Here is a 12,929-nt window from a genome sequence, read left to right on the forward strand (position 1 = left end):
AAATCGGGGGCTTTAGTCAGTTAGCCCTTCAAGGGTGCAAAAGCAACAAGCAACGTAATTGCCCAGTATGGGCCTATGAATCAAGGCCCATTACCTTAAGGAATCGCGGACACATTCCGTAGCGGTATCTATTCAGAGGTTGTTACTCAACAGCCGACCAGGCTGTATCGTGTTTATCAACGCGCTTGGGTTGGTTGGGGCGATACGTGGCGGTGGGCTGAGTGGAAGCGCGGCGGAGAGTTCGATAGACTCGGGGGCAAAAGCAACTGCTGCAACGGGAGAAGTAGCCAGCTCTGGAGGGAAACCCACAGCTGAACTGTCTGGTGGGCAGAAAGCACAAACCCCTGATGCAATTAATGTTGATATACGTCCAGATATTCAGTCGGGTATTCGGGCGGATGCGACGAAACTTCCCTTCAGGGATAATTCGCTGGGAGAGGTTGTTGCTAGTAACCCGTTTATTCCAAAGAGTGCAGGTGGCACTAACTCAATGATGGATTTTCTGCCGGAAGCTACTCGTGTAGTAGAACCTGGTGGAAAGATATTTATCAATGCGAACGCTGCAAACCCTTACGGCAAAATCCCAAGTGCATCTGAGCTAGAGTCTCTAGGGTTGCGAGTTATATAGGATAGTCCTCTTGATGCCAGGTTCTCGGGACAAATATTCCTCCGTACAGATGGAAGTGTAATTACGAATCTTGATAGTATGAAAACTATCGTTCTGGAGAAGTTGAAATGATAGTTTTTTTTGATTTTGATGAGCTTAATACATTTAATTGTACATATGGGGGTTCGGAAGAAAAAGCTGGTGCGCTAAGAGTTTTTGTTAAGGGCGGGCTGGCGCTTCCATATGGAGTGTTTTTAGAAGAAAAAAATGGTACTCGTTTTGTTAAATGCGAAAAAGATAAAGCTGAGAGCGTAGGAAATATATTTCCAATTCACTATATTTACGATCCGTCAAGGCGGGTCGAGTATGTAGAGTGGGAGTTGAGTGAAGATGGTTTTTTGAGGGCCCGCACCAGCTCTGGTGAGTGGGTTCAATATACAAGCAAGTCTGATAGTCAATACGCTATGCATGAATTTGTTGGTGGTTTCTGGTTTGTTTTTGAAGGGGTTGTCTTTTCAAAAAGGATAACTACCGAGTATACGGCTGATCGAGAAAAATCCACTGGAAATGAAGTGATTCAAGAGTTTGGCTCTCGTTCTTGCGTTGAGGCTCTTTCCAAAAAATATTTCTTAGAGGGAGTTCTCGAAGTTCAGCCGGGGTCTGGCTGGATGTCTTGGGAAATTTATGCGAAGTCATTTCACATCGAGATTCCAGACGTTTGAAAGCATCCCCGGCGCAAGCCGAGGAAGCAGCGGAAAAGGGGGGTAGATTTATTTTCGTTCAGGACGCCGATTGAACTGCTTCATTGTGCTGTCGAGCTGCTATCTATCGGCTATCTTTCTGCTACTTCTCGACTACCGCTGCCAACGGTCAGGCCGCTGGCTTATGCCCAGCGGCATGCTGATTGCCTACAGCCACAGCGGTAGCGCCAGTGGTACTACGTCGTCGGCGATTTCCGAGGGCGCCCTGGAGATGGCGCGGGGGCTGTTGCGGGAGCGGGTGCTGGCAAGAATGCGGTCGAGAACAATCATCTGAGCCTGGATGGGCGGATGTACCTGAAGCAGCTGGAGCGCGAATACGCCTTGGCGTGCGGTGGTGCAGCAGGGGCATCGGGTGAATGTCAGAAACAGGCTGACAAGATCAGCAAGATCAGCAAGCTGCGCCAGCTGGGTGACAGTGTGCTGGAGACCGAGTACATCGTGGTCGGGTCGGATATGGGACCGGACCATTCCATCGCTAACCAGCCAGGCGATATCGTTGCCTGCGCGAACTCGGTCAACGGGTTCTGCCAGGTTACCGGTGAGGCGATAGAGACACCTGCGGGCAAGGAATGGAAGCTGGTCGCGGCAAGTGATACCGAGGCTGCAGAGCAGGTTCAGCGAAACAAGCAGGCGGTCGAGCGCGCAAGCCTCGCTGCCCAGAAGCTGGCGCTCGAGGCCTTTGAGTCGGGATGTAACGGGGTTGGGATAAGTGCGACCGCCTGCCAGCTTTATAAAGCGTTAGGGGGTGCAAATCCGATTAGTGGGTACGAGCCGACGACCAACGAGCGCCTTCTGGCGGGAGCTGGAGCCATCCTCAACGCGCTTGGGTTGGTTGGGGCGATACGTGGCGGTGGGCTGAGTGGAAGCGCGGCGGAGAGTTCGATAGACTCGGGTGCAAAAGAAATTGGAACGATTACTACCAGAACGACAAAGAACACCACTCGACTGGGTGGTGAGGCTGGCGAGCCGGGAATAAAAATAACCTATAAAGATGGCACGGAATTCGATATGACTAGTACTCGAGTTAAAGAAACAGAAGCCAATCCTTATGTGCCTGGGGCAACGCGTCCGATTAGATATGAAGACTCTCTATATAACAAAGGCATCAAACGAGCTCCTACTCAGCAGGAATTGGACTGGTTCAACAGCATTACGTGGTAGGTGGGTTATGATTGATTCAAAAGTCGGAAGGAGAGTGATGGTGTCTATTCACCCGGAGTATGGGCCTTTCGTTAGAATTTCAACTTATGATGATGCCGGCGCACTAGAGGATTTGTTGGGCGAAAAATATTTCGTGCTGTATTGGAAGTCGACATCCCCGGAGTTAGTAGGTGATGGAGGGAATGAGTATTATTTTGGCAATGCTGCTGACCCTGTGAAACTACAGTTTATTCTGGACTCAATTATTTTCTGATTGAGCTGTTGGTGCAGAAGGCACCTTTACCCCTAGTATGGTGTTTCAGAAATACCGCTGAAAATCTGAGCTAGGCTCTGTAGAAGCCAACTCTCCAAGGGCATCGACATGGGTCGACCAGCAACCGTCATTACCCTTTCCGAAACCGAAAAGTCAGAGCTGCTACGCCGCATCAAGCTCCGTAAAGGCGCTCAGGACGCTCGGCTGCGTGCGCAGATAATCCTAGCCTGTGCCGCAGGCGAGTCAGGCAATGACATCGCTCAGCGCTTGGGGACGAGCAAGGATGTAGTGTCACGGTGGCGTCAGCGCTTCTCAAAGTTGGGGCTTCTGGGGCTGAACGATGAACCGCGCTCTGGCCGGCCTCGCACCATTTCCGATGAGCAAGTTCAGCAAGTGGTAAACCAAGTGCTGCAAGGCAAGCCCGACGATTCCAGTCATTGGAGCACGCGACGGATGAGTCGTGAGACGGGCCTGTCTCCTGCAAGCGTGATGCGCATCTGGCACGCGTTCGGGATCAAGCCGCACTTGGAAAAGACCTTCAAGCTTTCCACTGATCCGTTGTTTGTCGACAAGGTTCACGACATCGTTGGGCTCTACTTGAACCCACCCGAACGAGCCTTGGTGTTGTGCGTTGATGAAAAGAGCCAGATCCAAGCGCTGAACCGCACACAGCCGGGACTACCGCTTTCCCCAGGTAACCCTGCAACCCGCACACATGACTACAAACGACACGGAACGACCTCGCTGTTCGCCGCCCTGGATGTGGCAACCGGTGAGGTGATTGGCCGACTCAAACGACAACATCGCAGTACTGAGTTCCTTGCCTTTCTAAGGGAGATCGATGTGTCAGTACCTGCCGATATGCCGATCCATCTGATCATGGACAATTACGCAACTCACAAGACCGACAAAGTCAGGGCGTGGCTTGCGGCGCGACCGCGCTACAACATTCACTTCACGCCGACCTCGGCATCTTGGTTGAATCTGGTTGAGCGGTTTTTCTCAACGCTGAGCGAGAAGTGGATCAAGCGGCAGGCACATGTCAGCGTTAAGGACCTGGAGGCGTCGATCGAGTATTACCTGGAAACCTACAACCAGAACCCGAAGCCATTTCGGTGGCACAAAAAGGCCGAGGACATCCTTGCCTCAGTCGCTCGCGCGGCGCGAGCGCTGGGCAAATGATTTTCAGCGGTATTTCTGAAACACCACACTAGGCTTTGTACGAAAACCTTTGAAACTCCGTGAAAACCGCTGGAGCCCTGATTTTCCGTAGAGTTCTCGCCTTTTAGGCGAAGGACTCTGCTATGCCCAAGCGATACGAACTTTCTGACGAACACTGGGACATAGTCGCTGTCCTTTTTGCTACAAATCAGCGTACCGGACATCCAAGAGTTGACGATCGCTTGATGCTCAACGGCGTGTTGTGGGTACTGTGCTCCGGCGCAGCCTGGCGGGATATGCCTGAGCGATTCGGCCCTTGGTCGACGGTTTATCAGCGATTTCGAGACTGGCGAAATCAGGGCACCTTCGGTCAAATGCTCAAACGCCTACATGTCAAACTCAACGCTGAAGGCCTGATTGATCTAGACACTTGGTGTATTGACTCAACGGCAGTGAAAGCAACCCGGGCCTCATCTGGAGCAGGCAAAAAAGGGGGGCAGAAGAACCAGCGGACCACGCGCTCGGTCGAAGTCGGGGCGGACTAACTACGAAAATTCATATGGTTTGCGATGCCCGGGGTGTGCCATTGCACTTCACCCTTTCCGGCGGGCAAGCCAGTGACATTTCCCATGCCCAGCCTTTGCTCGATGGCGTTTACCTCCCAACCAAAGGAGGCCGGCCGCGCAAGCGATGTCGCAAATTGCTGGCCGACAAAGGCTACGACTCAGATGCTTTGCGCCGGTACTGCGACCGCTATCACATGCAGCCAGTGATTCCTTTCCGAGCCATGAAACGCAAGCCGAAGCCAGGTTTGCCGCGCCTGCTCGACAGACCAAAGTACAAAGAGCGAAACGTTATCGAGCGGCTATTTGGGTGGCTGAAGGAACACCGCCGCTTGGGAACCCGCTACTGCAAGCTCGCCAAAAGCTACTCCGCAATGGTCACGCTGGCTTGCTGGCGGCGGTGTCTGCGACATTACTTTTCGTAAAAAGCCTAGACGCTGGGTGCAGTGACAACGACCGTTTCGGGTCGACAGCGGTCATCCACGACCGGTAGCAATCGACCCGAAGCTGCCAGTGACCTTTGTAGGAGCGGGCTTGCCCCGCGAATTGGCCAGCCCATGAAAAGGCGTCGTCTGGCACGGACTAGGCTCGTGTTCGCGGGGCACTCGCCTAATGCAGCGTGTGAACCTGTCGGCGCTGCCCTAGCTGTACCTGCGCCAGCGCACACTCCACCAGCTGGCGCACGGCTTCCAGTTCATGCATTACCGCCAGCAGCATGATCGAGGCCGGTGACTTGGGCAAAAAGGTGATGGACTGTTGACCGACAGCCAGGCCGCACATGGCGTATTCCAAGGCTTCGACCAAGGTGTCTTCCAGGTATTGGGGGGTATCGCTGCGGTGGGGTGGGTCGGGGACGATCTTGAGCATGGTGACCTCCATGAAGGGTTATTCAGTCCCGTCATCCGCTTGCTTGCAGGCAATAGGGTGGCGGCTACGTGCGGGTCTGCAAGACCGGGCTTGGAGGTCAATTTCCCGGCTGGCCCGAAGACCACCCGCACGCAGCCACCATAAAACGAAACCGACGGCGAACGCCGTGGGCTCAACAGGTGGCCTGTGACCAACCAAGCACGGGCTTGCAGACCCGGCCGCTGAATTTGCAGCGGCCGGGCGAGACTAGCCCTCAGTTCGGTGGCGCAACAGGGGTCGAAGCGTGCTTGGGAAACGCCCTACAGTGAATAGGGAAAGTCTGGTGGGTATTTGTAGGACGGGAGGGTGGTTGGGTGATTTTTCGTACGCAGAGGTTGGTTTGAAGGGGCGGGTTGCAGGCAGGTGTTATTCAATTGGGCTGCTGGCCTCATCGCCGGCTTGCCGACGATGAGGCCGGGTCATGCAGCACAAGACAGTTGCTCCTACATCTGTTTCGGGCCAATGAGTCCTGTGAAGGTACCGCTGCCCGCCTTGATGCATGCCTTGAGCCTTGCGAAGGGGCCTAGGCGCCCATACTGAAATTGTGCCGAGCCAACAAGGCGGACCAGGTAATGGCACAAGCGAGACTTGCCCGAAACAGATGTGGGAGCGGGCTTGCCCGCGATGCGCCCCGCGGGCGGCGCTCGATTTCACAGGCGCTGCAAGGGTTGTGTCGAGCACCTGGAGGCCCAGACGCGATCACCGACCATGCCGATACCAAGCAACCGAGCTTCCAGGCCAAGCCTCATCGCCAGCAATAGACCCGGCCCTGAAAACCAATCAGCCCTTGGCCGTACCCACCAGCGAATCGATCAACCGCGCGGTCTTGGTATCACCGTTCTCCAGCACCATCTGGCGCACCGACATACCAAACGCCGGCACCGGGGTGTCGAAGGTGAACTGCGACTTGCCCTGGTAACCGGCCACAAAACGGATCACCTCTTCGGACCACTGGATGCGGCTGAACTTCGACCCGCGGTACTGCTCCATGAACGCCGCCGCCAGTGGCGTGGTGCCGTCCAGGTCGACGGCATCCAGGTTGGCGCCGGCGGCCACCAGCGCCTCGGCATAGCCGTGGTTGCGCTGGCTCATGCAGGCATGCAGCGCGGTTTCGCCACCGTAGGCGGCGGCATTCACGTCACTGCCCTTGAGCAGGGTCTGGAACAGCGCCTGCGCCTGCGGGTTTTCGCGGCCGTTGCCGTGCAACTGGTCCGCCCGGCTGCAGAACAGCGCCAGCGGGGTGTAGCCGTAGACGTTGTGCGCCTTCAGGTCTTCGCTGGCGGCCAGCAGGTTCATGTGCTCCAGGCTGCAGCTGGGGAAGTCGATGCCTGCCAGGCAGGTCATCAGCCGGGTGTTGCCCTGGATATCCCGGCGTTTAGGGTCGGCACCGGCCGAGATCAGGTAGTCGTAGGCGTTGTCGGCGGCCAGGGTGATCAGCGGGCGGCTTTGCGAGGTCAGCCACTGGTTGATGTCGATGCCGGAGCTCTTTTGCAGGTAGGCGAAGCTGTCCAGGTCGTAGACCATGCGCGGCGCGCCGATGGTGCGCGTTTCACCGCGCGCGGCCTGGGCCAGGCGCTCGGCCATCACCGACTCGTTCTGCGGGTTGTCGTAGTCGAGCACCGACACATGGCCCGGGCCGTAGATCAGCCACACCCCGGCCTTGCGGTCGTCCTTGTACTCACCTTTTTCAGCGATGGTGCCGGCTGGCCAGCCGCTCACGAAGTAGGTTTCTGCCGGGCCGTTTTTCTTGCCGGCGCTGTAGCTCAGCTTGGTGGCTGGCACCGTGGGTTTGCCTTCGGGGGCCGACCAGCTTTCGAACACGCCGTCGAGCGCGCCGTCTTTGTAAGTGGCGCGGTCGACCAGCACACCCTGGTAGTTGTAGTGCTCCACCAGCCCTTCGAGCTTGTCGGAACCATCGGCAGCGAAGGTTTCCAGCAGGGTCAGTTTCTGCTCGCCATTGACGACTTGCCAGGTGCGCTGTTCGCCCACCCGCGCTGAATGCTTGCGCGTGGCATCGGCCAGCAGGATGGTGCTGTCGCGCACCTGCAGGCCGCTGGCGCAGTCGTAGTCCTGCAGCGAGCGGCGGTCGTTGTCCAGGGTGCTGACGCTTTGCAGGTGGCTGGGGTTCTCGCCCGGGCACCAGGTTTTCTTCGCCCCGACGAACATGCCGGCCTGCAACTGGCCTTCCACCAGCCGGCCTTTTTCGTCGTAGGCCTTCCACGGGCCGACCACCTTGCCGTCTTCAACCTTGAACGGCTGCAGCACCCGGCCACCCTCCCTGGGCACCACGGTGCCGGTCAGCGGCTCGCCGGACTTGATCACCACGTAGCGCGCATCGGGGGTGCCCAGCGAGCCAAAGGAGGTGGCGATTTCATCGTAGCTGTACTCGGAATTGCAGCCGGCCAGGGCCGAAACCAGTGCACAAAGGGCAAAATGTCTTTTCATAACCGTCCTTGTAGTCATAGCGTTGCCCCGCTCGGCGGGGCGTGTTGCATCAATGGTGTTGTAGCGATGGAGTGGCTTGCCTGCGCTCAGGCAGGCTGCTGCTGGCCTTGGCTGGCGTGCTCCACCAGCAGGCTCAAGGTGTCGAGGAACAGGTCGGCGCTCATGAGGCCCGTGGCCAGGGTCGACAGCACGGTGGCGCCGCTGGCGTCCTTGATCACCAGTTTTTCTGCCCAGGCGCTTTGGTCCAGGCTGCGCAGCGAGGCGATCGGCACCTGCTTGCCCTGCACCTGCAGGCTGTGCTGGGTGAGCACGATGGGGTAGGTCTGTACCGCGAGGAAGTTGCCGCTGACCCGCTTGCGCCACACCTGGCCGGTATCGATGCAGTTGAAGGTCACCGCACCCCCGCGTTGCAGGGTGTCCAGTACCTGCGGCTGGCGTGCCGCAAGGTACAGCTCGCGAAAGCGCTGCAAAAAGTCGTGGAAGCCCTTGAGGGGCTCGAGCACCCGGTGGAACGGCTCGCTGGCGTTACGCCGAAACGCCAGGTTGGTGACCAGGCCGGTCATCACCGTCTGCCCCGAGCTGAACAGGTAGAGGTCTTCGATTTCGCTGAACGGCACGAAGGTACGCTGGCCGGCGGTGGTGTGGGCGATGCCGTGTTCGTACAGCTCGTAGCTGCTCTTGCGCAGCCGGCTCTGCCAGGCGTACAGGCCCAGCAGCGCCAGCGCCAGCACCACCAGCAGGCCGCTGGTGAAGTAGATCAGCATGGCCTGGCTTGAGAAGTTCAGGGTGGTGCCGCGCTGGGTGGTCAGCGAGACCGGGCCGGCATCCTGCACCGGGAGGATGGTGCCCAGATACAGCACGAAGCCTGCCAGGCCGATGAGCACCACGCAGAGCGTGAGCACGGAGATTTTCAGCGCCTTGCCATAGTGGTAGCTGCCGACCAGCGCATCTGTGGCGGGGGTTGGTGTTTGCTGCATGAGAGGTCTGCATCCCTGTAGTGTGGTGACCAGCGCCGTCCAAGGCGGGTGTTGCGATACAACGGCGCTCGCGTGCCGGGCTGCTGACACGGGGCCATCATCCGGGGCGGTATCCTAGAGCGTGGGAGCGTGGTTAAGTTCAACCGATGACGGGCTTTGTGCCGTTTTGCGAACGGGCTCTCACTGTGTTGCCCGGCGTTCAGAAGCCGGCTCCTACAAGTACGACGCTGCTTCGGGCATCGCGCGGTCCTGCAGGAGCGGGCTTGAACTGCGATGGCGTCAGCACGGGCAGCGGGGTTGTGGCGCCAGGCCTCATCGCCGGCAAGCCGGCTCCTACAGGTGCGGCGTTTGCTTCGGGCCCCGCGTGTAACCTGCAATCACCTCCCGTAACCACCGATGCCCCGGGTCGCGATGCACCCGCTCGGGCCACAGCATGAGCATTTCGAAACCACGTACAGGCAACGGCGCCTCGACCACTTTCAGTCGCGTATCGCCGGCCACCAGCCGCTGCGGCACCATGGCCACCAGGTCGGAGCTGGCCAGCACCGCGGCCAGCAACATGAAATGCGGCACCGACAGCACCACCTGCCGCGCCAGCCCCTGTTCGGCCAGGGCCGCATCGGTGGGCCCGTAAAAGCCGCCGCCGTCCGGCGAAACGATTACCTGCTCCAGCGAGCAGAACTGCTTGAGCGTCAGCTTGCGCTTGAGCCTGGGGTGGTCGATGCGGCCCACCAGCACGTAGCGCTCGACAAACAACGAGCGCTGGCGCAGCTCGGGCGGCGCCTGTTCGGCAATGTGCAAGGCCATGTCGATTTCGCCCAGCTCGGCCTGGCGCACCAATGCAGCAGGTTGCAGCTCGAGGATCGCCAGGCGGGTGGCTGGCGCGGCGCTGCGGATGCTCGCCAGGGCCGGCAGCAGCAGGGTCGAGGCGCCGTAGTCAGTGGCCGCCAGGCGCCAGGTCTGGCTGGCGCTGGCGGGGTCGAAGGGTTGCGCAGGGGCGATCGCCAGGTGCAGCGCCTCCAGGGCCTGGCGCAGCGGCGTGCGCAGGGCTTCGGCGCGGGTCGTGGGGCGCATGCCCCGAGGGCCGGGCAGCAGCAATGGGTCGTCCAGCAGCTCGCGCAGGCGCGCCAGTTGCACGCTCACCGTGGGCTGGGCCAGGTGCAGGCGCTGCGCGGCGCGGGTCACGTTCAGCTCGACCAGCAGCGCATCGAGGGTCACCAGCAGGTTGAGGTCGAGGCGCCGCAAGGCATCATGCATGGCAATACCTGGTGTTCTGGATATTCATTTCTACTATACCAGCGCGCCACGCATCATGCCCCGCATACCCCTTACGGAGCACCCGTCATGAATGTGTTGATCGTCTACGCCCACCCCGAACCGCGCTCGCTCAACGGCTCGCTGAAGGACCACGCGGTGGCGCACCTGCAACGCCAGGGCCACAGCGTGCAGGTGTCGGACCTGTATGCAATGGGCTTCAAGCCGCTGGTCGATGCCAGCGACAACACCGCCCAGCAGCCGGGCCTGCGCTTTCGCGTGTCGGAAGACTCGCAGCAGGCCTACCGCGACGGCACCCAGCGCGCCGACATCGTTGCCGAGCAAAACAAGCTGCGCTGGGCCGATGCGGTGATTCTGCAGTTCCCGCTGTGGTGGTTCGGCTTGCCGGCCATTCTCAAGGGCTGGGTCGAGCGGGTGTATGCCTATGGCTTTGCCTACGGCGTGGGTGAGCATTCCGACCAGCATTGGGGCGACCGCTACGGTGAGGGCAGCATGGCCGGCAAGCGTGCCATGCTGATGGTCACCACCGGTGGCTGGGCTTCGCACTATGCACCGCGCGGTATCAACGGCTCGCTGGAGGCGATTTTGTTCCCGATTCAGCACGGCATTTTGTTCTACCCGGGTTTCGAGGTGCTCGAACCTTACGTGCTGCACCGCACCAGCCGGGTCGACGAGGCAGGCTTCGCGGCGGCCTGCACGGCGCTGGAGCAGCGCCTGGACGGGTTGTTCAGTGATGCGCCGATCCCGTATCGCCGGCAGAACGGCGGTGACTACCTGATCCCCGAACTCACGTTGAAGCCCGAACTGGCAGCGGGGCAGGAGGGCATTGGCGTGCACCTGCGGGCCGACTAACCGCCCCGGGCCACACCTGCCTGGTCGGCGATCTCGTTCCACAGGTGCATGGCCACATAGGCCCGCCACGGCCGCCAGCTTTCGGCGTGGCGCGCCTGGCTGGCCTTGCTGGCCAGCTCCGGCAGGCGCCGGGTGATGGCTTGCATCAGCACCAGGTCAGTGGCCGGCCAGGCATCGGGGTCGCGCCAGGCGCGCATGGCCACGTATTCCACGGTCCACGGGCCGATGCCGGGCAGCGCCAGCAGTTGCCGGCGCAGCAGGCTGGTGTCGGGCTGGTCGCTGTCGATCAGCAGCTGGCCTTCGGCGACCACCCGGGCGAAGTTCTGCAGGGCGGCCACGCGTTTGCCGGGCATGCCGATCTTGTCCAGGTTGGCCTCGGCGACGGCTCGGGGGGAGGGGAAGTGCCAGGGGATGCCCAGCTGCGCAGGGGACGCGGCGGGTGTGCCGGTGCGCTCCACTAGGCGGCCGGTAATGGTGGTGGCCGCCTTGACGCTGACCTGCTGGCCGATGATGGTGCGGATCACCAGCTCAAAGCCCGACCACGCGCCAGGCACCCGCAGGCCGGGCGCTGCATGCAGTCGCTCGGCCAGCCACGGGTCCTGGCCCAGGCCGTCGCGCACCGCCTCGGGGTGGGTGAGCAGGTCGAACTGCCGGGCCAGGCGCGGTTGCAGTTCGCCCAACTGGCGACTGGCTTCGCCCTCAAGGCGCACCAGCAGGCAGTCGCGGGCCGGGTCCTTGCGCACGCTGAGCAGGCCGTCGCTACCGGCCATGGCCAGGGTGCGGTGGTAAACGCCGTCCAGCACCGTCTCCACCCCGCCGGTGGCGCGGCCGCCGAAAAAGCGCAGCATGCGCGCCCAGTCCAGGGGCGGGGTGAAGGGCAGTTCCAGTTCGTCTACGGGCTGGCCGGCGATGATTTTCATCAAGGTCCCTGGCGTGGGGTGGGGATGCCTAGCATGGCAGGCCCGGCGCGGTCTGTGTAGGAGCCGGCTTGCCGGCGATCCGGCGCAGCCGGCCAGCATTCGCACTGGCAGTGCCGGCCTCATCGCGGGCAAGCCCGCTCCTACAGGTACGGCGCCGGTTGTGGGCCTTGGTGTAGGCGCCGGCTTGCCGGCGATGAGGCCGGCCCAGTCAGCACAAGGCAGTTGCCCCCACGCTGGTGCTGAGTGTCAGGGCGCGCGCAACAGCGCGGCGAGTTTCTGGCGCAGCTCGCCATGCAAGCTTTCATCAAAGGGCGGTGCGGCTTTCCAGTCGTAGAACCAGGCAGGCATCCGGCGTTTTTCATCCGGCTCGCTGGCATAGCGCGGGAACAGATGGCAGTGCAACTCGGGCTCCGAGTTGCCGAGGATTTCGTAGTTGATGCGCAGCGCACCGGTTGCCTGCAACAGCGCATCGCCGAGCCTGGCCATGTCGTGCAGGTAGGCTGCGCGCGCCTCGATGCCCAGGTCGTTCAGGCTCGGCACCACCGGGTCTGGCAGCAACAGGCTGTAACCCTGCAGAAACTGCACATCGCCCATCACCGCCCAGCCCGAAGGCATGCGGCAAATCACCTTGTCATTGGCACCCGCACGGGCGAGCGCTACACGTTCGCTAATCAATGCCATGACGGTCAATCCACGATGAACAGTTTGGCGCCGATAGCGCTGGAAGACCGATGCGCCTCGGCATTGTCGGCCACCTGGTAGCTCATGCCGGGCAGCAGGGTGAAGCGCCGGCCGTCTTCGAGCTCGGTATCCAGCTGGCCTTCGAGGCACAGCAGGACATGGCCTTTGTTGCACCAGTGGTCGGCCAGGTAGCCGGGGCTGTATTCGACCTGGCGCACGCGGATGGCGCCGAACTGGCAGGTGCGCCAGTAGGCCGTGCCGGTTTCGCCGGGGTGGGTGGTGGTTTCGAGGGTTGACCACTCGGTGATCCCGAAGGGGATGCCTGTCAGCTCCATGGCAGTCTCGCGCGCTTGAGGGGGAGCTGGAC

14 protein-coding genes are annotated in these 12,929 nt (G+C 60.6%); 7 read left to right on the forward strand and 7 right to left on the reverse strand.

What is annotated here, in order from left to right; genetic code table 11:
• Nucleotides 1-169: 169 nt before the first annotated feature.
• The 6 genes from KSS94_RS11450 to KSS94_RS11480 all read left to right on the forward strand — a co-directional run bounded on the left by KSS94_RS11450 (nt 170) and on the right by KSS94_RS11480 (nt 4,931).
• Nucleotides 170-628, forward strand: a complete 459-nt coding sequence (locus KSS94_RS11450) for a methyltransferase domain-containing protein (RefSeq protein ID WP_225935871.1) — start codon at nt 170-172, stop codon at nt 626-628.
• A 107-nt stretch (nt 629-735) separates the two neighbouring features.
• Nucleotides 736-1,329 (forward strand): hypothetical protein, encoded by a 594-nt coding sequence (locus tag KSS94_RS11455; protein ID WP_217843084.1) that lies wholly within the window; start codon nt 736-738, stop codon nt 1,327-1,329.
• A gap of 327 nt (nt 1,330-1,656) precedes the next feature.
• The gene (locus KSS94_RS11465) at nt 1,657-2,529 is read left to right on the forward strand and encodes a pre-toxin TG domain-containing protein (protein ID WP_217843085.1); all 873 of its coding nucleotides are present in this window, start codon (nt 1,657-1,659) and stop codon (nt 2,527-2,529) included.
• Nucleotides 2,530-2,536: 7 nt separating this feature from the next.
• Nucleotides 2,537-2,782, forward strand: coding sequence for a hypothetical protein (locus KSS94_RS11470; RefSeq protein WP_217843086.1), 246 nt, complete (start codon nt 2,537-2,539; stop codon nt 2,780-2,782).
• 108 nt (nt 2,783-2,890) lie between these two features.
• Nucleotides 2,891-3,964: an IS630 family transposase gene (locus KSS94_RS11475; protein WP_217839489.1), complete on the forward strand. Its 1,074-nt coding sequence runs from the start codon at nt 2,891-2,893 to the stop codon at nt 3,962-3,964.
• 122 nt (nt 3,965-4,086) lie between these two features.
• Nucleotides 4,087-4,931 (forward strand): IS5 family transposase gene (locus KSS94_RS11480; protein ID WP_217843087.1). Its coding sequence is split into 2 segments (ribosomal slippage): nt 4,087-4,428 and nt 4,431-4,931, totalling 843 coding nucleotides; the frame shifts between segments, so codons are not numbered across the junction.
• A 184-nt stretch (nt 4,932-5,115) separates the two neighbouring features.
• On the opposite strand, the gene KSS94_RS11485 is transcribed toward KSS94_RS11480, so the two are convergent.
• The 4 genes from KSS94_RS11485 to KSS94_RS11500 form a co-directional block, all read right to left on the reverse strand.
• Nucleotides 5,116-5,373: a hypothetical protein gene (locus KSS94_RS11485; protein ID WP_217843088.1), complete on the reverse strand. Its 258-nt coding sequence runs from the start codon at nt 5,371-5,373 to the stop codon at nt 5,116-5,118.
• Between the two features lie 819 nt (nt 5,374-6,192).
• Nucleotides 6,193-7,857, reverse strand: a complete 1,665-nt coding sequence (locus tag KSS94_RS11490) for a hypothetical protein (protein ID WP_217843089.1) — start codon at nt 7,855-7,857, stop codon at nt 6,193-6,195.
• A gap of 86 nt (nt 7,858-7,943) precedes the next feature.
• Nucleotides 7,944-8,834: a hypothetical protein gene (locus tag KSS94_RS11495; RefSeq protein WP_217843090.1), complete on the reverse strand. Its 891-nt coding sequence runs from the start codon at nt 8,832-8,834 to the stop codon at nt 7,944-7,946.
• A gap of 333 nt (nt 8,835-9,167) precedes the next feature.
• On the reverse strand, nt 9,168-10,091 hold the full coding sequence (locus tag KSS94_RS11500) for a LysR family transcriptional regulator (RefSeq protein WP_217843091.1): 924 nt from the start codon (nt 10,089-10,091) through the stop codon (nt 9,168-9,170).
• Between the two features lie 87 nt (nt 10,092-10,178).
• Between KSS94_RS11500 and KSS94_RS11505 the strand changes: the two genes are divergently transcribed.
• Nucleotides 10,179-10,961 carry an NAD(P)H-dependent oxidoreductase gene (locus tag KSS94_RS11505; RefSeq protein ID WP_217843092.1) on the forward strand — a complete coding sequence of 261 codons (783 nt, stop codon included), beginning with the start codon at nt 10,179-10,181 and terminating at the stop codon, nt 10,959-10,961.
• On the opposite strand, the gene KSS94_RS11510 is transcribed toward KSS94_RS11505, so the two are convergent.
• The 3 genes from KSS94_RS11510 to KSS94_RS11520 form a co-directional block, all read right to left on the reverse strand.
• A complete protein-coding gene (locus KSS94_RS11510; RefSeq protein ID WP_217843093.1) occupies nt 10,958-11,881 on the reverse strand; it encodes a DNA-3-methyladenine glycosylase family protein in 924 nt (307 codons plus the stop codon). The two genes, KSS94_RS11505 and KSS94_RS11510, sit on opposite strands and share 4 nt — an antisense overlap.
• A 246-nt stretch (nt 11,882-12,127) precedes the next feature.
• Entirely contained in the window at nt 12,128-12,562 is a 435-nt protein-coding gene (locus KSS94_RS11515; protein ID WP_217843094.1) for an HIT family protein, read from the reverse strand.
• A 5-nt stretch (nt 12,563-12,567) separates the two neighbouring features.
• Nucleotides 12,568-12,897 (reverse strand): DHCW motif cupin fold protein, encoded by a 330-nt coding sequence (locus KSS94_RS11520; RefSeq protein WP_217843095.1) that lies wholly within the window; start codon nt 12,895-12,897, stop codon nt 12,568-12,570.
• Nucleotides 12,898-12,929: the final 32 nt, after the last annotated feature.

The organism is Pseudomonas fakonensis (assembly GCF_019139895.1).
Taxonomy (GTDB): Bacteria; Pseudomonadota; Gammaproteobacteria; order Pseudomonadales; family Pseudomonadaceae; genus Aquipseudomonas; species Aquipseudomonas fakonensis.